Source organism: Mycobacterium genavense ATCC 51234, assembly GCF_000526915.1.
Classification (GTDB): Bacteria; Actinomycetota; Actinomycetes; order Mycobacteriales; family Mycobacteriaceae; genus Mycobacterium; species Mycobacterium genavense.
On the sequence record NZ_JAGZ01000001.1, the window covers coordinates 833241 to 852433 of the forward strand.

Annotated in this window: 15 protein-coding genes and 3 pseudogenes; 14 read left to right on the forward strand and 4 right to left on the reverse strand. The window is 68.7% G+C overall.

The window, feature by feature from the left end:
* Positions 1 to 52 precede the first annotated feature (52 nt).
* The 4 genes and pseudogenes from T428_RS25485 to T428_RS0104135 all read left to right on the forward strand — a co-directional run.
* A pseudogene (locus T428_RS25485) lies at positions 53 to 670 on the forward strand (PPE family protein); the annotation flags it as partial.
* Between the two features lie 50 nt (positions 671 to 720).
* The gene (locus tag T428_RS0104125; protein WP_036466905.1) at positions 721 to 1320 is read left to right on the forward strand and encodes a hypothetical protein; all 600 of its coding nucleotides are present in this window, start codon (positions 721 to 723) and stop codon (positions 1318 to 1320) included.
* A 141-nt stretch (positions 1321 to 1461) separates the two neighbouring features.
* Positions 1462 to 2895 (forward strand): tRNA (N6-isopentenyl adenosine(37)-C2)-methylthiotransferase MiaB, encoded by a 1434-nt coding sequence (gene miaB, locus T428_RS0104130; protein WP_245604754.1) that lies wholly within the window; start codon positions 1462 to 1464, stop codon positions 2893 to 2895.
* On the forward strand, positions 2883 to 3506 hold the full coding sequence (locus T428_RS0104135) for an Rv2732c family membrane protein (protein WP_156942837.1): 624 nt from the start codon (positions 2883 to 2885) through the stop codon (positions 3504 to 3506). Before miaB ends, T428_RS0104135 begins: the two co-directional genes overlap by 13 nt.
* On the opposite strand, the gene T428_RS0104140 is transcribed toward T428_RS0104135, so the two are convergent.
* Positions 3503 to 4837 (reverse strand): DUF349 domain-containing protein, encoded by a 1335-nt coding sequence (locus T428_RS0104140; protein ID WP_084298603.1) that lies wholly within the window; start codon positions 4835 to 4837, stop codon positions 3503 to 3505. The genes T428_RS0104135 and T428_RS0104140 overlap by 4 nt on opposite strands.
* A gap of 758 nt (positions 4838 to 5595) precedes the next feature.
* On the opposite strand from T428_RS0104140, the gene T428_RS0104145 reads away from it, so the two are divergent.
* From T428_RS0104145 to T428_RS0104175, 7 genes and pseudogenes are all read left to right on the forward strand, one after another.
* Entirely contained in the window at positions 5596 to 6534 is a 939-nt protein-coding gene (locus T428_RS0104145) for a DMT family transporter (protein ID WP_025735484.1), read from the forward strand.
* A gap of 29 nt (positions 6535 to 6563) precedes the next feature.
* Complete coding sequence (locus tag T428_RS0104150) at positions 6564 to 7256, forward strand: class III extradiol ring-cleavage dioxygenase family protein (protein WP_025735485.1); 693 nt, start codon at positions 6564 to 6566, stop codon at positions 7254 to 7256.
* On the forward strand, positions 7253 to 8194 hold the full coding sequence (miaA, locus tag T428_RS0104155; RefSeq protein WP_025735486.1) for a tRNA (adenosine(37)-N6)-dimethylallyltransferase MiaA: 942 nt from the start codon (positions 7253 to 7255) through the stop codon (positions 8192 to 8194). The genes T428_RS0104150 and miaA overlap by 4 nt, the downstream gene beginning before the upstream one ends.
* A gap of 15 nt (positions 8195 to 8209) precedes the next feature.
* Positions 8210 to 9076, forward strand: a complete 867-nt coding sequence (dapF, locus tag T428_RS0104160; RefSeq protein ID WP_025735487.1) for a diaminopimelate epimerase — start codon at positions 8210 to 8212, stop codon at positions 9074 to 9076.
* A 73-nt stretch (positions 9077 to 9149) separates the two neighbouring features.
* Positions 9150 to 10589, forward strand: a complete 1440-nt coding sequence (hflX, locus tag T428_RS0104165; RefSeq protein WP_025735488.1) for a GTPase HflX — start codon at positions 9150 to 9152, stop codon at positions 10587 to 10589.
* Positions 10590 to 10683: 94 nt separating this feature from the next.
* Positions 10684 to 11842, forward strand: a pseudogene (locus tag T428_RS25490) (acyl-CoA dehydrogenase family protein).
* A gap of 526 nt (positions 11843 to 12368) precedes the next feature.
* Complete coding sequence (locus tag T428_RS0104175; protein WP_425411980.1) at positions 12369 to 14783, forward strand: LGFP repeat-containing protein; 2415 nt, start codon at positions 12369 to 12371, stop codon at positions 14781 to 14783.
* 16 nt (positions 14784 to 14799) lie between these two features.
* Here the strand turns inward: T428_RS0104175 and lexA are convergent, their stop codons facing one another.
* Positions 14800 to 15501 carry a transcriptional repressor LexA gene (gene lexA, locus T428_RS0104180; protein WP_025735490.1) on the reverse strand — a complete coding sequence of 234 codons (702 nt, stop codon included), beginning with the start codon at positions 15499 to 15501 and terminating at the stop codon, positions 14800 to 14802.
* Positions 15502 to 15798: 297 nt separating this feature from the next.
* Between lexA and T428_RS0104190 the strand changes: the two genes are divergently transcribed.
* The 3 genes from T428_RS0104190 to T428_RS0104200 all read left to right on the forward strand — a co-directional run bounded on the left by T428_RS0104190 (position 15799) and on the right by T428_RS0104200 (position 17415).
* Positions 15799 to 16302, forward strand: coding sequence for a LysM peptidoglycan-binding domain-containing protein (locus tag T428_RS0104190; RefSeq protein ID WP_025735491.1), 504 nt, complete (start codon positions 15799 to 15801; stop codon positions 16300 to 16302).
* A 157-nt stretch (positions 16303 to 16459) separates the two neighbouring features.
* Complete coding sequence (gene nrdR, locus T428_RS0104195; protein ID WP_025735492.1) at positions 16460 to 16924, forward strand: transcriptional regulator NrdR; 465 nt, start codon at positions 16460 to 16462, stop codon at positions 16922 to 16924.
* A 5-nt stretch (positions 16925 to 16929) separates the two neighbouring features.
* Positions 16930 to 17415 (forward strand): peroxynitrite isomerase, encoded by a 486-nt coding sequence (locus T428_RS0104200; protein ID WP_025735493.1) that lies wholly within the window; start codon positions 16930 to 16932, stop codon positions 17413 to 17415.
* 2 nt (positions 17416 to 17417) lie between these two features.
* On the opposite strand, the gene T428_RS0104205 is transcribed toward T428_RS0104200, so the two are convergent.
* The gene (locus T428_RS0104205) at positions 17418 to 18104 is read right to left on the reverse strand and encodes a PhzF family phenazine biosynthesis protein (protein WP_025735494.1); all 687 of its coding nucleotides are present in this window, start codon (positions 18102 to 18104) and stop codon (positions 17418 to 17420) included.
* 33 nt (positions 18105 to 18137) lie between these two features.
* Positions 18138 to 19167 (reverse strand): annotated as a pseudogene (locus T428_RS25495) (alpha/beta fold hydrolase).
* Positions 19168 to 19193: the final 26 nt, after the last annotated feature.

Sequence of the window (19193 nt, forward strand, 5' to 3'; positions counted from 1 at the left end):
TGACACCCGTCACGACGAGAGCGGACAATTTGAGCGAAAGAGAAAACCGGTCATGGATTTTGGGTTAATGCCGCCGGAAATCAATTCCGGGTTGATGTATGCCGGGCCCGGATCGGGACCGATGTTGGCGGCCGCAGCGGGCTGGGGCGCGTTGGCCGCCGAATTGGAGTCCACCGCCGACGGCTACGCCTCGGAGCTCGCGGAGTTGACCGGACACACGTGGTTTGGCCCATCGTCGGTGCGCATGAAAGCCGCGGCCGCCCCCTATGTGGAATGGCTGCAGGCAAGCGCGACGCAGGCCGGGCTAACCGCCGGAAAGGCCTACGCGGCGGCCGCGGCCTATGAGGTGGCCTACGCGATGACGGTGCTCCCGCCGGTGATCGCGGCCAACCGGGTGCAGTTGGCGGTGTTGGTGGCGACCAATTTTTTCGGGCAGAACACGTCGGTGATCGCGGTCACCGAAGCCGAATACGCGGAGATGTGGGTTCAGGATGCCACAGCGATGCACGGCTATGCGGCTGACGCCGAGACCGCGAGCACTCTGACCTCGTTTGACGAGCCGCCGCAGACCACCAACCAGGCCGGGCTGAGCGACCAGGCCCGAGCCATGAGCCAGACCGCAACTGCCCGCGCGCAACAAGCGGTCACCCATACACTCGCTCAGCTCGTCGACCCCACCCTGCAACCGGGCAACACCATCACTCTTCACCGGGCGGCGGAATGATCACGCTCAACGCCGGCTCCGGTGTCCAGGTCGTACGCGGGTTCCCCATCGGGTTCGCCACCAGTAACGGCGCCGTCATCAACGTTACGCAGGGCACCGTCAACGGTATGTCCGGCATCGTGACCCTGGGCCCAGGCGGCTACTTTTATCCGGCGTATGCGTTTTATCCGGCGTATGCGCCGGCAGGAACGATGAGCTTCACCGTTGAGTCCGGCTCCATATATGCGCTGAACGGTGTCTGCGCGACGACACCGGCTTCCATGACCGTTACTCAGGCTGCTGTCGACGTCACCGGCGCCGCTGGCGCGTTCACCTGGAACCCCGTTACCGGCGTCCTCACCGCGACGGGCAGCATCAACGTTGCCCCGGCAGCTGTGACCCCGGTAGCACCGGTGGCCGCTGGCACGTCAAGCGGCGCAATGGCGGCGGTAACCCCATTGGCGAGTACGTCGAGATTGGCGAGTTCGCCGGGGTTGGCGGGGACCGCGGCGATTCAGCCGCAGTTCAATGCCGAGGGGCTTGCCGCCTGGGCGCAGAGCCTTTCCGGTATTACCGGGGCCGAGCTGGATGCCGGTTTGGCGGCGGTGCCGAGCTAAGCGCCGAGCGGCAAGTCGCCGCGTCTAGCTGGGGGTTAATGCCTCGGGCGCTGGTCGCCGTACCATGGCCCCGTGACTTCGACGGTGGCCCGTGACGTTTCGGGCGCGCGTACCTACCAGGTGCGCACCTACGGCTGCCAGATGAACGTCCATGACTCCGAGCGGTTGGCGGGTCTGCTCGAGGCGGCGGGCTACCGGCGCGCCGACGAGGGCACCGACGCGGACGTGGTCGTCTTCAACACCTGCGCGGTGCGCGAAAACGCCGACAACAAGCTGTACGGCAACATCAGCCACCTGGCCCCGCGCAAGCGCGACAACCCGGAATTCCAGATCGCGGTCGGCGGGTGCCTGGCCCAGAAAGACCGAGACTCGTTGCTGCGCAAGGCGCCCTGGGTCGACGTCGTGTTCGGCACCCACAACATCGGATCGCTGCCCACACTGCTGGAGCGGGCCCGGCACAACAAGGCTGCCCAGGTGGAGATTGTCGAGGCGCTGCAGGAATTTCCGTCGTCGCTGCCGAGTGCTCGCGAATCTGCTTATGCCGCTTGGGTTTCCATCTCCGTCGGCTGCAACAACAGCTGTACGTTCTGCATTGTCCCCTCGCTGCGGGGCAAGGAGGTCGACCGCAGCCCGGCCGACATCCTGGCCGAGGTGCGCTCGCTGGTGGCCGACGGCGTGCTGGAAGTCACGCTGCTGGGGCAGAACGTCAACGCCTACGGCGTCTCGTTCGCCGACCCGGCGTTGCCCCGCAACCGCGGCGCCTTCGCCGAGCTGCTGCGGGCCTGCGGTGACATCGACGGGCTGGAACGCGTGCGGTTCACCTCGCCGCATCCCGCGGAGTTCACCGACGACGTCATCGAGGCCATGGCGCAGACGCCCAACGTCTGCCCGGCCCTGCACATGCCGCTGCAGTCTGGGTCGGACCGGATGCTGCGGGCGATGCGGCGCTCGTACCGTGCCGAGCGCTACCTCGGCATCATCGACCGGGTGCGGGCGGCGATGCCGCATGCGGCCATCACCACCGACCTCATCGTCGGATTTCCCGGCGAGACCGAAGAGGACTTCGCGGCCACCCTGGACGTGGTACGCCAGGCCCGGTTCGCCGCGGCCTTCACCTTCCAGTATTCCAAACGGCCCGGCACCCCGGCCGCTGAGCTCGACGGACAACTTCCGAAAGACGTTGTGCAGGAACGCTATATGCGCCTGATCGCACTGCAGGAGCAGATCTCGCTGGAGGGTAACCGCAAACTCATCGGTCAGACCGTCGAATTGCTGGTCGCCACCGGCGAAGGCCGCAAGGACGCTCGCACCGCCCGCATGACCGGGCGCGGCCGCGACGGGCGGCTGGTGCACTTCACCGCCGACACCGCGGTGCGGCCCGGAGACATCATCACCACCACGGTGACCGAGGCTGCGCCGCACCACCTGATCGCCGACGCCGGCATCCTGACCCACCGCCGTACCCGAGCCGGTGACGCGCACGCCGCCGGAACCCGCCCGCGCGGTATCGGTTTGGGCATGCCCGGCATCGGTCCGGCCACTCGTACCGTCGACACCCAGGGATGTGCCCGATGACCAAAGAACACACCGACATTGACGCCCTGCGTGCCGAGAGCGAGGCCGCGGAACGCCGTGTCGCACGCGAAATCGACCCCGGACCAAGGGGATTCGTCGTCGCCATCCTGGTGTTCCTGCTGCTGGGATCGTTCATCTTGCCGCACACCGGCCAGGTTCGGGGCTGGGATGTGCTGTTCAGCAGCCACGGCGCTGGTGCGGCCGCACTGTCGTTGCCGTCCAAGGTATTTGCTTGGCTGACACTGGTTTTCGGTGTCGGGTTCTCCATGCTGGCACTGCTGACCCGTCGCTGGACGCTGGCGTGGATCGCGCTGGCCGGCTCGTCGATGGCCGGCGCGACCGGACTCTTGGCGGTGTGGTCACGCCAGACCGCGACCGCCGGTCATCCCGGCCCCGGCATCGGGCTGTGGGTGGCATGGATCCTGGTGGTCCTGTTGACCTTCCACTGGGCCCGGGTGGTGTGGTCGCGCACCGTCGTGCAACTCGCGGCCGAAGAGCAGCGGCGACGGTTCAGCGCCGAGCAACAGTCCCAGACGCTGCTGCAGAGCCTGGGCGATCGGGACGACAGCCCCGACGCCGAGACGCCGCCGGACCAGCCCTCCGGCCGCTAGGACCGGCGGGTCAGCGCGTCGGCGGCGGCCTGGGCCCACTGCCGCCATTGTTCGGCGTTGGCTTGTGCCTCCTCGGCTTCCTTGGTCCGGCCGGACGCGGCGGCCTTGCGCGCCTGCTGCTCGTAATGCTCGGCGCGGGAGGCGAATTGCTCCGCGCGCGCCTGCGCTTCGGGGTCGGTCCAATTCGCTTCCCCGGCGTCGCGCACCTTCTTCTCGACGGCGCGCAGCCGCCGCTCCAGGTCGGCCGAGCGCTCCCGGGGGACCTTGCCGATCGCGTCCCACTTGTCGGCGATCGTCCGCAGCGCCGCCCGGGCGGCTTCGGGGTTGCCGGTGTCGATCTTCTCGGCCTCGGCCAGCAGCGCCTCCTTGGCGGCGGCGTTGGCCCGGAACTCCTGATCCTTCTCCGCGCTGACGGCGTTGCGCGCGGTGAAGAAGGCGTCCTGGGCGGCCTTGAAGCGCTTCCACAGCGCGTTGTCGACCTCCCGGCTGGCCCGCCCCGCGGATTTCCATTCGGTCAGCAGCTTGCGGAATTCGGCACTCGTGGCGGCCCAATCCGTCGAATCGGACAACTCCTCGGCGCGCTCGCACAGCCGCTCCTTGGCCTGCCGCACGCCCGCGCGCTCGCGGTCCAGCTCCGCGAAGTGGGAACCCCGCCGCCGGTTGAACGCTTCGCGCGCCGCGGAATAGCGCTTCCACAGCGCGTCGTCGACCTTGCGATCCAGGCCGGTGATCGTCTTCCACTCGTCGAGAATTTCGCGCATCCGGTCCCCGGCGACCTTCCAGTGCGTGGAGTTGGCGGCCAGATCCTCGGCCTCCGCGGCCAGCGCCTCCTTGCGTGCGGTCTGCGCGGCCCGATGCTCGTCGCGGCGGGACCGGTCGGCGGCGACGGCGGCCTCGGCGAGCTCCACCAGGGTGGTCAACCGGCCGGCGAGCGCGTCGACGTCGCCCAGCACGCACGCCGTCGGCAGGCTCTCGGCCAGGGCGGCGGCGTTGGCCTTAATCTTGCGCGCATCGCCGCTCCCGGAGGCCAGCCGTTCCTCCATCAGGGTGACCTCGGTGCTCAGGTCCTCGAATCGGCGGCCGAAGTGGGCGAAAGCCGCCTCCCGGTCACCGGCCTGCCAGGAGCCGATGATGCGTTCGCCGGCCGAGCTGACCAGCCACACCGTCCCGTCGTCGTCGACGCGTCCGTACTGGTGCGGATTACTGGTCGGGGGCAACACCACCGGGTGGGCGCTGTGCCGCGGCGCCGGCCCCGGGCGAGGGCCCGGTCGCGGACCGGGACGTGGTGCCGGCTTGGGTGCGTCGCTGGAGCGGGGCTCGTCGTCGGTCATGCGCTCGTCACCATTTTCTACACCCTTTCGCGCTCGCTTTCCCGCGCACCTGCCGCTCGTAGCGGCACCTCTACGGTCGGGAGACCTGCTGTGTCTAACGGCTGCTCCGTCACCGATTCCACCAGTATTCAAGCAGCTTGGCGGGCTGTGCGCCGCAACCTGATTGTCGCCGGGTGCGGCTGCCCCGTGAAACATCGGCATCTTCACTCGTGAATCGCCCTCGACTCCGCGGAGAAACCGCACCTGGACGGGCGCGCTGCTCGCGTCGAGTTGCGCGCCGTGCGTGCCAGCAGCAAACGCGTCGAGGCCACGCGGTCCCGGGTAACGGTTCGATTCCACCGTTGCCGGACCCGTAGGGCGACCACCCCGCGCCCGGTAGGGTGTAGTGACAATTGGTGTTGTTGGTACATGTGGGGCTGGAGGGGACGCGTCATGATAGCGAGGGTGGGGTGGCTGCGGAGGTCCGTGCACGACTGCCGGGATCGTCGTCGGTGAGTAAGCCGGGGCGCCCGCGGGCCGTCCGCCTATGACACCATGGGGGCGGGGTTCTTCGGTCCTATTGGGCGTCACCAGCCGGCCACAGTCTTGCCACAGGCTCTACATAGGTTCGTGAACTAGGTATTGCGCAGGACCGTTTTTTCATCAAGTGGCACGGGCGATTTCAGTCCGACACCAATGGAGACGGATCCGAAACGGGTAGTGCATACCCGCCGCAGATGGCGGCCCAGGTGGCCGCACGCCGGGGGAGGAGGTCGCAGATGGAGAAGGCAGATGCCGCGGTTTTTCTCGCCCTGCTCGCCGCGTTTGCATCGGCACTGGGGAATGTCGTCCGTCAGCGTTCGGCGCAGGAGATCACCGACAAACCGGTAGGCCACCTCGAGCTCTTCCGGATGTCGGTGCGCGATTCGAAATGGTGGTTGGGGGCCGGCGGCGCCGTCGCCAATTACGCCCTGCAGGCCGCCGCGCTGACGCTGGGCTCCGTGATGCTGGTGACGTCGTTGCAGGTGACGGCCCTGCTCTTTGCGCTGCCGATCTACGCGCGCATGACGCGGCGCTCGGTCACCCGCTGGGAATGGACCTGGGCGCTGCTGCTGGCCGCCGCGCTGGCCGTGGTGGTCGTCATCGGCGATCCGGATCCCGGGGCCTCGCGCGGTTCGCTGGAAACCTGGCTGGTGGTGGCCCTGGTGATGGGCCCGGCGCTGGTGTTCTGCGTGTGGGGCGCCCGCAAGTGGCCCGGCTCGGTGGCCGCGGTGCTGCTGGCCATCGTCGCCGGTTCGTCGCTGGCGCTGTTCGCGGTGCTGACCAAGGCCGTGGTGGTGATCGTCGGGGGCGGCGTCGGTGCGTGGTTGACCGCGCCCGAGTTCTACGCGTGGATCGCCGCCGCGCTGGCCGGCATGATCTTCCAGCAGTCCTCATTCCACGCGGGTTCGCTGACGGCCTCGCTGCCGACCTCCGTGGTGGCCAAGCCGGTGGTCGGCTCGATCCTGGGCATGGCCGTGCTGGGGGAGTACCTGGATTGCGACGGGACCGCCAAGATCGTGCTCGCCGTCGGGGTCGTGGTGGTGGTCGTCGCGACCGTGGCCCTGGCCCGCGGTGAGGCCGCGACCATGTCGAGCAGTCTCGCGGAGAAGCTGGCGAAAAAAGCGTTGCGCCGCTCCACCGAAGTCCGGCTCGCCGAGGCCGAGTGCAGCAGCTGACCCTGGTGGCCCTCGATTAGTTTGATGTCGTGCTGAGCGCCATCGCGATCGTTCCGTCCACCCCGCTGCTGGTGCCAGAGCTCTCCGGGGCCGCGGCCGCCGAGGTGGCCGAGCTGACCACGGCAGTGCTGGCGGCGGCGGCGCTGCTGCCGCCGCGGTGGGTCGCGATCGGAACTGGCGGCGTCGACGAAGTCCTGGGCCACAACGAGATCGGCAGCTTCGCGGGCTACGGCGCCGACGTGCGGGTCGGACTCTCGCCGGCCGCCGAGCCGGGCCAACAGCCGGCCGAGTTCCCGCTCTGCGCGCTGATCGCCGGCTGGGTGCGCGGCCGGGCCCGGCCCGAGGCCGACGCGCAGGTTCGCGTCTACCGCGGCGACCACGACGTCGACGCCGCGCTGGAACTGGGCCGGCAGCTGCGCGCCGAGCTCGACGGCGCGCCCGAACCGGTGGGTGTGCTGATCGTCGCCGACGGCGCCAACAGCCTGACCGATGCAGCCCCCGGCGGCTACGACCCCGGGAGTCCCGCCGCACAGCGGGCCCTCGACGACGCCCTGGCCAATTGCGAGATCGGCGCGCTGCGCACGCTGCCGGAGCAAATCCTCGGGCGGGTCGCGTTCGGAGTGCTGGCCGGGCTGACCGAGCCGGGACCGCGTTCGGCCAAGGAGCTGTACCGGGGAGCGCCCTACGGCGTGGGCTACTTCGCCGGGGCCTGGCAGCCATGAGACCGCTGGCGATCATCGGCCCCACCGGGACCGGCAAGTCGCACCTGGCCCTCGACGTCGTCGAGCAACTCGGTGGCGAGGTGGACGCGGAGATCGTCAACGCCGACGCCATGCAGTTCTACCGCGGCATGGACATCGGGACCGCCAAGCTGCCCGTCGACGAGCGCCGCGGCATCCCGCACCACCAGCTCGACGTCCTCAACGTCACCCAGACCGCGACCGTGGCCCGCTATCAGCGAGCCGCCGCCGCCGACATCGAGGCGATCGCCGCACGCGGCGCGGTGTCGGTCATCGTCGGCGGCTCGATGCTCTACGTCCAGTCGCTGCTGGACGACTGGACTTTTCCCGCGACCGATCCCGCGGTGCGGGCCCGCTGGGAGCAGCGGTTGGCGGAGGTCGGGGTCGGCGTGCTGCACGCCGAGCTGGCCCGCCGCGACCCGGCGGCCGCCGCGGCGATCCCGCCCACCGACGGCCGCCGCACGGTGCGCGCGCTCGAGGTCGTCGAGCTCACCGGTCAGCCGTTCGCCGCGTCCGCGCCCCGCATCGGTGCACCGCGCTGGGACACCGCCATCGTCGGATTGGATTGTGACACAACCATTCTCGACGAGAGGTTGGCCCGCCGCACCGAGGACATGTTCGCCCGCGGACTGATAGACGAGGTGCGCGGGCTGCTGCGCGAAGGCCTGCGCGACGGTGTCACCGCGTCGCGCGCGCTCGGCTACGCGCAGGTGCTCGCCGCGCTGGACGCCGACGATCCCGCCGCCTTGCGCGACGCGCAGGAGCTGACGTTCATCGGCACCCGGCGCTATGTACGGCGGCAACGGTCGTGGTTTCGCCGCGATCACCGGGTGCACTGGGTCGACGTGGGCGCCGCGACCGAATCCGAGCGCGCCCGCACCGTCGCGGACACCCTGCGGGCGTGGCGGCACGTACCCTGAACAGGTGATCCGCCGATGATCTTCGCCAAGGGCCACGGCACCCAGAACGACTTCCTGTTGCTGCCCGACCTCGACGCCGAGCTGCCGCTCACGGCGGCGCGGGTGGCCGCGCTGTGCGACCGGCGCCGCGGGCTGGGTGCCGACGGCGTGCTGCGGATCACCACCGCGGGTGCCGCTCTGCAGGCCGGTGTCGTCGAGCGGCTGCCCGACGGCGTGGACGCCGGCGACTGGTACATGGACTACCGCAACGCCGACGGGTCGACCGCGCAGATGTGCGGCAACGGGGTGCGGGTGTTCGCGCACTACCTGCGTGCCAGCGGCCTGGAGGCCCGCGACGAGTTCGTCGTCGGATCGCTGGCGGGGCCGCGGATGGTCACCCTGCACCAAGCCGACGCCACCACCGCCGACGTCACCGTCGACATGGGCAAGGCCAACCGGCTGGGAACCGGGGAGGCCGTCGTCGGCGGCCGCAGATTCGACGGGCTGGCGATCGACGTCGGCAATCCGCACCTGGCGTGCGTCGGCCCGCGGCTGACCGGCGACGAACTCGCCGCGCTGGATGTCGCCGCGCCCGTGCAGTTCGACCGGGCGCAGTTCCCGGACGGGGTCAACGTCGAAGTGCTCACCGCGGCCGCCGGGGGCGTGGTGCAGATGCGGGTGCACGAGCGCGGGGTCGGCGAAACCCGTTCGTGCGGAACCGGAACGGTCGCGGCGGTGGTGGCCGCGCTCGCCGACACCGGGTCCGACACCGGCACGCTGACCGTGCGCGTGCCCGGCGGCGACGTCGTCGTCACCGTCACCGACGCCACCAGTTACCTGCGCGGGCCGTCGATGCTGCTGGCCCGCGGCCTAGTGAGCGAGGACTGGTGGCACGCCCAATAATCACGCCAATAATTCGGATGCACGTCACAAATTTGGCGTGCACTATTGCTACGTGCACTATTGCTAATTGCCCATGACACATCCCGAAACCCCGTTCCACGAGCAGCCGGCCGACCCGCTGGCGTCCGAGCCCAGCGTCGGCGAACTCGCTCTCGAAGACCGATCGGCACTGCGCCGCGTCGCCGGACTGTCGACCGAACTCGCCGACATCTCCGAGGTCGAGTACCGACAGCTGCGGCTGGAGCGCGTGGTGTTGGTGGGAGTGTGGACCGAGGGCAGCGCCGCCGACAACCGGGCCAGCCTGGCCGAGCTGGCCGCCCTGGTCGAAACCGCCGGCTCGCAGGTGCTCGAGGGGCTCATCCAGCGCCGCGACAAACCCGACCCGTCGACATACATCGGCTCGGGCAAGGCCCAGGAATTGCGGGAAGTGGTCGTGGCCACCGGCGCCGACACCGTCACCTGCGACGGCGAACTGTCCCCGGCCCAGCTGACCGCGCTGGAAAAGGCCGTCAAGGTCAAGGTCATCGACCGCACCGCACTGATCCTCGACATCTTCGCCCAGCACGCCACCAGCCGCGAGGGCAAGGCGCAGGTGTTGCTGGCCCAGATGGAATACATGCTGCCGCGGCTGCGCGGCTGGGGTGAGTCGATGTCCCGGCAGGCCGGTGGTCGCGCCGGCGGCAGCGGCGGCGGCGTGGGCCTGCGTGGTCCCGGTGAGACCAAGATCGAGACCGATCGGCGCCGCATCCGCGAGCGGATGTCCAAGCTGCGCCGCGAGATCAAGGACATGAAGCAGGCCCGCGACACCCAGCGCAGCCGCCGCCTGCACAGCGATGTGCCGTCGCTTGCGATCGTCGGCTACACCAACGCCGGCAAGTCCAGTCTGCTCAACGCGCTCACCGGGGCCGGGGTGCTGGTGCAGGACGCGCTGTTCGCCACCCTGGAGCCCACCACCCGGCGCGCCGCATTCGAGGACGGCCGGCCACTCGTGCTGACCGACACGGTCGGCTTCGTGCGGCACCTGCCCACCCAGCTGGTCGAGGCGTTCCGCTCGACGCTGGAGGAGGTCGTTGACGCCGACCTGCTGCTGCACGTCGTGGACGGCTCCGACGTCAACCCGTTCGCCCAGATCAATGCGGTGCGTCAGGTGATCTCGGAGGTGATCTCCGATCACAACGGCCAGCCGCCGCCGGAGCTGCTGGTGGTGAACAAGATCGACGCGGCCAGCGACCTGATGCTGGCCAAGCTGCGACACGGGCTACCCGACGCGGTGTTCGTCTCCGCGCACACCGGCGACGGCATCGACGCGTTGCGCCGCCGGATGGCCGAACTGGCCGCGCCCACCGACGCCCCCGTCGACGTGGTGATCCCCTACGACCGCGGCGACCTGGTGGCCCGCCTGCACTCCGACGGCCGGGTCCAGCAGGCCGAGCACAACCCCGAGGGGACGCGGATCAAGGCCCGGGTCCCGGTGGCGCTGGCCGCCAGTCTGCGGGAATACGCCGCCGACTAACCACGGCGTCGGGCACGCGACGGGGCCAGCCGCCGACCAACCGTCTGGTTGGTATATCTTGGGCCGCAGAGTTCCCGGCGGCCGGAGGTTATCCATTGGCAGTGCAGTCAAGTACCAGCGCACACTGTTTGAACCCGAGCACGATCTGTTCCGCGAGTCCTACCGGGCCTTCCTCGAGCGCCACGTCGCGCCGTACCACGACGAGTGGGAGAAGGCGAAAATCGTCGACCGCGGCGTCTGGCTGGAGGCCGGCAAGCAGGGATTCCTCGGCATGGCTGTGCCCGAGGAGTACGGCGGCGGCGGCAACCCCGACTTCCGCTAAAACACGATCATCACCGAGGAAACGACCGCCGGGCGATACAGCGGAATTGGTTTCGGACTGCACAACGACATCGTCGCGCCGTATTTGCTGGAGCTGGCCAACGAGGAGCAGAAGCAGCGCTGGCTGCCGAAGTTCTGCACCGGGGAAATGATCACCGCGATCGCGATGACCGAGCCGGGAACCGGCCGCGATCTGCAGGGCATCAAGACCCGAGCGGTCAAGCACGGCGACCACTATCTGCTCAACGGCGCAAAGACGTTCATCACCAACGGAATCAACTCCGACCTCGTGATCGTGGTCGCGCAGACCGATCCGGACAAGGGCTCACAGGGCTTTTCGCTGCTGGTCGTCGAGCGCGGCATGGAAGGCTTTGAGCGGCCGGCATCTGGACGAGATCGGGCTCGACGCGCAGGACACCGCAGAGTTGTCGTTCACCGACGTCAAGGTTCCCGTCGAAAACCTGCTCGGCGAGGTGGGCAAGGGCTTCATCTACCTGATGCAGAACCTGCCGCAGGAGCGGATCAACATCGCAGTCATGGCGGCCGCGGCGATGGAGCAGGTGCTCGAGCAGACGCTGCAATACACCAAGGAGCGCAAAGCCTTTGGCAAGCCGATCGGCAGCTTCCAGAACAGCCGCTTCGTGCTGGCCGAGCTGGCGACCGAGGCCACCGTGGTGCGCATCATGGTCGACGAGTTCGTGCGACTGCACCTGGACAAGAAGCTGACGGCCGAGCAGGCGGCGATGGCCAAGTGGTACTCCACCGAAAAACAGGTGCACCTGATCGACCGGTGTCTGCAGCTGCACGGCGGCTACGGCTACATGCGCGAATACCCAGTCGCTCGTTCCTATCTCGACGCCCGGGTACAGACGATCTACGGCGGCACAACCGAGATCATGAAGGAGATCGTCGGGCACAGTCTCGGGGTCTAGTCCCGTGATCCCAACGCCCATCGGCTAACGTCGGTGGCGGTGAACCAATCTCGCTGTCGCGCAACAACGAATCGCGGGCAGGCGCGCGACCTCCGCGCGGATGAGGACACGAACCACGCGCAAGTCGCCGGCTTACGCTGTCATTGCTTGGGTTTACGGCAAAATAGTCGATGCCCATGAATAGCTCCTTTGCTCGAGCGGATCGCCGGCGCCTCGCGTACGGTCGGCGCATGTCCATCGGGCACCCGGAGCGCGTCGTCGCCCGCTCCCGGCGTGTGCTGAGGCGGGACCGGTCGCGACACGATCGTCGTCCCGCATCATTTCGACATCGGAGTGGTCTCCGTTTTCGTAATATTCGCGAATTGCCTTCGTATTTCTCGTTCGCTAGAGCAAAGTTATGCGAGCCCGGCGATAATACGAAAGCGGTGGGGTTCGTCACCCGCGTTCGGCGTACCAACCGCTCGCAGTGGCCGCAGGGTACGGGCATGGCCATACATAAGGGCATATCCGTCGGCTGGGAGGCTTGGTGATCGGGAAGAGAGGTCAAGTGCGCAGGCTCGCGGGTCGGGCGCTGATCGGCGTGGCGACCACAGCGTTGGCCGTCGTGCTGTTGGCACCTACCGTGTCGGCGTCTCCGATCGGTGACGCCGAGGCCGCGATCATGGCCGAGTGGAGCAAGGCCGGCGGCGATACCTCCCCGCTGGGACCCCGCAAGGGTGATGTCTACCCGGTCGCCGACGGCTTCGCGTGCGACTTCGACGGCGGCAAGATGTACTTCACCACGGCCACCGGAGCGAAATTCATCTACGGGCCGATCCTGGAAAAGTACGACATGCTGGGCGGCGCGGCCGGCAGCGACCTGGGCTTTCCGACGATCAACGAGGTGCCCGGCCTGGCCGGGCCCGACACTCGCGTCGCCACGTTCTCGGCCAGCGACAAACCGGTGATCTACTGGACGCCCGATCACGGCGCGTTCGTCGTGCGCGGTGCCCTGAACGCCGCCTGGGACAAGCTCGGCAGCTCCGGCGGTGTGCTCGGAGCCCCGGTCTCCGACGAGACCTACGACGGTGAGGTGTCCTCGCAGAAGTTCACCGGCGGCCAGATCTCCTGGAACCGCAAGACCAAGGAATTCACCACCGAGCCAGCGAATTTGGCCGACCAGCTCAAGGGCCTGCAGGTCGCGATCGACCCGACCGCGGCCATCAACATGGCCTGGCGCGCGGCCGGCGGGGTCAACGGCCCGCTGGGCGCCAAGCAGGGTGGCCAGAATCCGATCGGCGGCGACGGCATCGTCCAGAACTTCGCCGGCGGCAAGGTGTTCTTCAGCCCGGCGACCGGCGCGGCCGCCGTCGAAAGCGACATCCTGGCGAAGTACGAGGCGGTGGGCGGCCCGGTCGGCAGCGACCTCGGGTTCCCGACCGCCAACGAGTCCGACGGTGGCGTCAGCCCCAACAGCCGGATCGTTACCTTCTCGGCGGCCGACAAGCCGGTGATCTTCTGGACCTCCGACCACGGCGCTTTCGTCGTGCGCGGCGCCATGAAGGCCGCCTGGGATAAGCTGCGCGGCCCAACCGGAAAACTGGGCGCACCCGTCGCCGATCAGACCGTCGACGGCGACGTGATCTCGCAGAAGTTCACCGGCGGCAAGATTTCGTGGAACCGCGCCAAGAACACCTTCTCCACCGACCCGGCCAACCTGGCTCCGCTGTTGTCCGGGCTGCAGGTGCAGGGGCAGAACCAGCCGAGCGGCTCCGCGCCGCCGCCGCACCCCAAGAAGTGGTTCAGCTGGAGCTGGTGGTACCTGTTCGCCGTGGTCCCGCTGCTGGTTCTGGTGCTGCTGGCGGTGTTCGTGGCGCTGCGCTGGCTCCGGCATCGCGCGGGGCGCAACAGCGCACCCTATGACCTGGAGCGCGACGTCGACGTCGGCGGCTATGACGACGCGGGCGAGCCGCGCTGGGGACCCGACTACGCCTCCGATTACGCTCAGGCGTCCACCGAGCACTTCTCGTTCGGCGACGCGCACGCACCGGAACGCCACGACACCCATGACGCACCGCTGGCCAGGTGGCCGCACGCACCAGAAACGGCCGACCTGGACGGGAACGGCGGATACGACGAGCCGCCGGCGCCGGTCACCGAAGAGGAATGGGATCATCTGGAGGTCGACGAGCGGGATCCTGACTCCGTCGACACCGATTCCATCCCCGTGGTGTCGGCCGCGGACCTGTCCGAGGCCGGCTACGGCGACGAGCTTCCGGAAGCCGGCTACCCCGAGAGCCCCGATATACCGGAGGCCGCGTACCCGGACGTCGTCCCGGAAGACGACTACGCCGACTACACCGACGCCGGCGAAGGCGCCTACCCCGACGCCGGCTACCCGGAGGCGGGCTATCCGGAGGCCGCCGACGCCGGCTATCCGGAAGGCGCCGACGAGACTGCCGCCTATCCGCAGGGGGGCTACCCGGGCGCCGAGGATCGGGCCTATCCCGAAGCCGGCTATCCCGCCGAAGAGCCGGAGGCCGCGCATCCCGACATCGCCGTGCCGCACACGCCGCCGGATCTCGCCGGCGCGGGCGGTGCGGCCTCCGGTGCCGCTGCTGCGGGTGGCGCCGCGGCGGGTGGGGCCGCATCCAGCCTGGCGGCCGCGCTGAGCGCCGCGTCCGGTAGCGGGCCGAGAGCCGGACGGCACGCCGCGGCGGACGACGAGGCGGACTACGCGCCGATAGCGGGCCTCGGGGCGCTGGGCCCGGCCGGACGCCCGACGATCCACCTGCCGCTGGAAGACCCCTACCAGATACCCGACGGCTATCCGATCAAGGCGAGCGCCCGCTTCGGCTTGTACTACACGCCGGACAGCGACCTCTACCACGACACGCTGGCCGAGATCTGGCTGTCCAGCGAGGAAGCCGCGCTGGTCAACGGCTTCGTGAAAGCCGACTGACCGAGGCTTTCGGCGGCTACACCTTGCGGATCACCGTCACGACCTTGCCGAGCACGGTCGCGTCGTTGCCGGGGATCGGATCGAACGCCGGGTTGTGCGGCATCAGCCACACCTGACCACCCGCACGCTTGAACGTCTTGACGGTGGCCTCACCGTCGAGCATGGCGGCGACGATGTCGCCGTTGTCGGCGACGTTCTGCTGCCGCACCACCACCCAGTCGCCGTCGCAGATCGCGGCCTCGACCATCGAGTCGCCGACAACCTTGAGCAGAAACAGCGTGCCCTCGCCGACCAGCTCGCGCGGGAGCGGGAAGACGTCCTCGACGGCTTCCTCGGCCAGGATCGGCCCACCAGCCGCGATCCGCCCGAGCACGGGGACGAACGTGGGCTCCGGCAGGACGTCGGACCCGGCGACCTCGGTCGCCGGCGCGGCCGCGGTCGTGTCGTCGGCCCCGCGGACGTCGACGGCCCGGGGGCGGTTCGGGTCGCGACGCAGGTGTCCCTTGCGTTCGAGGGTGCGCAGTTGATGCGCCACCGACGAGGTCGAGGTCAGGCCGACGGCATCGCCGATCTCCCTGATGCTCGGCGGATAGCCACGGGTGGTCACCGACTCTCGGATGACGTTCAAGATGGTGCGTTGCCGCTGCGTAAGCGATGAATCCACGGAGTGCAGCCAGGTGTCGGAGCCGGTCGCCGAAGTGTCGTTGCTGTCGCTCATGGCACTGAATGTAGCCGCCTCGCACCCGAGAATCAAACATGTGTTCGACTGGCGTGTCGCCGCCGCGGTGTTTCGCATGGAGTGGCCCGCACGACCGGCCGAATAACAATGGTGTAACTCTGCGACATATCGGGTATTTGAGGCGCATGGCAAGGCTGGCGACCGGCAGCAGTTGTCGGTGGCGTGGTCTAGCGTTTTGCTCGTGCGACACGCTTCGCTCAAATGTTCGGATTTCGAACACACGAGCGATAGTGTCGAACGCACGAGTGAGCATTTACACGACCGGAGGAACGCACCATGACGCTCATGCACACAGTCTCACCGCGGACCAGCACTGTGCGGCGCCCGAGCGACGGGCTGGTCGTGCGGCCTCGCTACGACATCGCACGGACTCGCTATGGCCAGGAACGCGTGGTGCGCCGACCCGCGCCGGCCCGGCCGGCCGGAGCGCCGATGCGCTACCGCGGTACCGGCGTCTCGATGTCGGACGCGCCGCACGGCCGCCGCCCGGTCAGGCTCCGCACGACGGTGGGCCTGGCCCTGATGGCCGGGATGATCACGCTGTGGCTGGGCCTGGTCGCCGACCTCGGTCAGATCGCCAACGGCGACGCCGCGGCCGCCCCGGTGCCGGACCGGCTGTCCGTCGTGCAGGTCGAGCCCGGCGAGTCGCTTCAGGACGTGGCGCACCGGGTGGCACCGGAAGCGCCGGCCCGCCAGGGCGCCGACCGTATCCGTGAACTCAACAACCTCGACTCCCCGGCGCTGGCCGCCGGTCAGACCCTCATCGCACCGGTCGGCTGACGGCACCGCCGAGTTCACGAAAACCGCTCTACGCCAAGGCTCCTCGGTTCTCCCGGCGGTGACAGACCACGTGCTGCGGCTGCATTGGCCCGGCGGGGGAGCACACGGGTACGCTCGGAGTGTTCTTCCGAGATGCCGGCACAGCGAAGGAGCGGTCATGCACTGCCCGTTCTGCCGCCATCCCGATTCTCGGGTGATCGACTCGCGCGAAACCGATGAAGGCCAAGCCATTCGGCGCCGCCGATCCTGCCCGGAGTGTGGGCGCCGGTTCACCACGGTGGAGACCGCGGTCCTGGCCGTCGTCAAGTGCAGCGGTGTCACCGAACCGTTCAGCCGCGAAAAGGTGATCAAGGGCGTGCGCCGCGCCTGCCAGGGCCGTCAGGTCGACGAGGACGCGCTGAATCTACTGGCCCAGCAGGTGGAAGACACCGTGCGTGCCGCCGGTTCGCCGGAGGTGCCCAGTCACGAGGTCGGGCTGGCGATCCTCGGCCCGCTGCGCGACCTGGACGAGGTAGCCTACCTGCGCTTCGCCTCGGTGTACCGGTCCTTCTCGTCGGCCGACGATTTCGAACGCGAGATCGCGGCGCTGCGCAAGCACCGCAAAGTATCGGCGCCGAGGTGACCTCGATGGCCCCGGATCTGCATCCCGACCTACAGGCGCTCGCCCCGCTGGTCGGCACCTGGGCCGGCCGGGGTGCGGGCGAATACCCGACGATCCAGCCCTTCGAGTATCTCGAAGAAGTGGTGTTTTCCCATGTGGGCAAGCCGTTTCTGGCCTACGCGCAAAAGACCAAGGGCGTGGCCGACGGCAAACCGCTGCACGCCGAGACCGGCTACCTTCGGGTGCCCGAGCCCGGTCACGTCGAGCTGGTGCTGGCACACCCCAGCGGCATCACCGAAATCGAGGTCGGCACCTGTTCCGTGACCGGCGACCGCATCGAAATCGAGCTGTCCGCCACGGCGGTCGGACTGACTCCGACCGCCAAAGAGGTTTCCGCCCTTGGTCGTTCGTTCCGCGTCGACGACGGCCAGCTGTCCTACTCGGTACGGATGGGTGCGGTCGGGCAGCCTTTGCAGCATTATCTGGCAGCGGTGTTGCGGCGCCAGCCCTGATCTCAATCCGGTTGTGTCACACCGTTGTTGACGACGCGACCGGCGACGCGGATCCAGCCGTCGGGACTCCAGACGGTTTCCAGCCTCGATCCGCTGCCCTGGGTGATGCTCAGGTCTCGGCGCAGCTGGCCGGTGATCCGCAGTGCGGCGGAGCCGGTCGCTTCGTCTTCGGGCACACCGAGATTCGCGACGAACGTCCGGGAGCGCAACGAGCCGGCGGACCGGTCGGTCCAGGCCCATAGGTAGTGCGCGCTGTCGTCGGGAAACTGGCCGGGATCGGCGGCGAGAACTCGCTCCACGGAGTCGAATTCGTGCATGACGTACTCGGGACCCCAGTCCGGGCGGGCGCGGACGCCGACCAGGTCGTCCTCGTAGTGCACCCGGACGGCACCGGCCGGCACCCGCAGGGTATCGATTGCCGTGCCGTTGGCGCGCAACCACCACGCCGCCCCGACCGTCGGGTGACCGGCGAACGGAATCTCGACGCGTGGGGTGTAGATGGTGGCATGGGCCGTGGTTGCGCCGGCGGCCGGGAGATCGATGAATACCGTTTCGCTGTAACCCAATTGGTTCGCCAGCCGTTGGCGATCGGCGGGGGCGACCCGGCTGGCGTCGACGACGCCCAGCGGATTGCCGAAGTTGCCGTCACGGTCGGTGAAGACACGTAACACCGTCACATCGATGCCCATGGCCCGACTGTACGGGCCGGGTCAAACCAATTTCTAAGTGGCGCTGCGCTCGTCGGATCCCATCGCGTTGAGCACCGCGACGCGGGTGTCGGCCGGTCCGGTGACGGTGCGTTCGCCGCTGCCGGTGCGCAGCAGCCCGCGAAGCGCGGCCTGGTCGTATTTGGCGGGGGCGGTGGTGTCGATGAAGCGCTGGACGACATCGATGAAGCGGGCCGGGTCTTCGTGGAACGGAAAGTGGCCGGAGCCGGCGAAGATCTCCAGCCGGGAACCGGGCATTGCGGTGTGTGCCATCCAGGCATGGCGGACGGGAACCACTACATCCGGTGCCCCAGACGATCTGCACCGGGATGGCCTCGGTCAAATAACATCGGTCCAGGAAGGTGACGATCTGCCCGCGCCAGTCCACCACCGCCCGCAGCGTCCGGCTGAACGCCTACGAGGCCGTCGGCTCCGGCAGGTCGTCCAGGATGCGCAACACATTCGGCAGATCCCGGCCCAATCCGGTCGATCCGATCGCCAGGCCGGCGAGCCGTCCCGCCAACTGGACCGCCGGCAGCACCAGGGGCAGCCGCAGCAGCGCCAGCGCCTCGGTCCCGATCGGCAGCGAGGCCAACCGGAAGGCGACGTTGACGTCCTTGGTGACCTCGCCGGCGGCCACCAGGATGAGCCGCTCGACCAGATGCGGAAATTGGTAAGCGAATTGCATTGCCACCCCGCCGCCCAGGGAGTGGCCGATGATCGTCACACGCTCGATGTCGAGCACCGACAGCAGATCGCGCATGCCGTTGGCGTAGCCCGCCACCGAGTAGTCCGCCCGCGGTTTGTCGGACTGCCCGTGTCCCAGCAGATCGGGCGCGATCACCGTGAACCGCTGAGCGAGCTTGGCATGCACGGTATTCCACGTCGTCGAGTTGTCACCGATACCGTGGATCAACAGAATCGCCGGCCCGGAGCCCGCGATTCGGAACGCTCGCTTGTAGCCGTGGATGGTGCGGAACTCGAGCCTGGGGGTGGTCAGTTCGCGCACCGGCCGAAGATTGCTCTTGCGCTTGCGCTCGGTCACCTCGGCACCCCTGTCGTCGCGCCCCT

Bases quoted from the DNA above. Each gene is read 5' to 3' on its own strand.
- T428_RS0104145 (WP_025735484.1), top strand. From the start codon at position 5,596: ATGGAGAAGGCAGATGCCGCGGTTTTTCTCGCCCTGCTCGCCGCGTTT.
- nrdR (WP_025735492.1), top strand. From the start codon at position 16,460: ATGCACTGCCCGTTCTGCCGCCATCCCGATTCTCGGGTGATCGACTCG.
- T428_RS0104140 (WP_084298603.1), bottom strand. From the start codon at position 4,837: ATGACCGACGACGAGCCCCGCTCCAGCGACGCACCCAAGCCGGCACCA.
- dapF (WP_025735487.1), top strand. From the start codon at position 8,210: ATGATCTTCGCCAAGGGCCACGGCACCCAGAACGACTTCCTGTTGCTG.
- lexA (WP_025735490.1), bottom strand. From the start codon at position 15,501: ATGAGCGACAGCAACGACACTTCGGCGACCGGCTCCGACACCTGGCTG.
- T428_RS0104190 (WP_025735491.1), top strand. From the start codon at position 15,799: ATGACGCTCATGCACACAGTCTCACCGCGGACCAGCACTGTGCGGCGC.
- miaB (WP_245604754.1), top strand. From the start codon at position 1,462: ATGAACGTCCATGACTCCGAGCGGTTGGCGGGTCTGCTCGAGGCGGCG.
- miaA (WP_025735486.1), top strand. From the start codon at position 7,253: ATGAGACCGCTGGCGATCATCGGCCCCACCGGGACCGGCAAGTCGCAC.
- T428_RS0104200 (WP_025735493.1), top strand. From the start codon at position 16,930: ATGGCCCCGGATCTGCATCCCGACCTACAGGCGCTCGCCCCGCTGGTC.
- hflX (WP_025735488.1), top strand. From the start codon at position 9,150: ATGACACATCCCGAAACCCCGTTCCACGAGCAGCCGGCCGACCCGCTG.
- T428_RS0104125 (WP_036466905.1), top strand. From the start codon at position 721: ATGATCACGCTCAACGCCGGCTCCGGTGTCCAGGTCGTACGCGGGTTC.
- T428_RS0104135 (WP_156942837.1), top strand. From the start codon at position 2,883: ATGTGCCCGATGACCAAAGAACACACCGACATTGACGCCCTGCGTGCC.
- T428_RS0104205 (WP_025735494.1), bottom strand. From the start codon at position 18,104: ATGGGCATCGATGTGACGGTGTTACGTGTCTTCACCGACCGTGACGGC.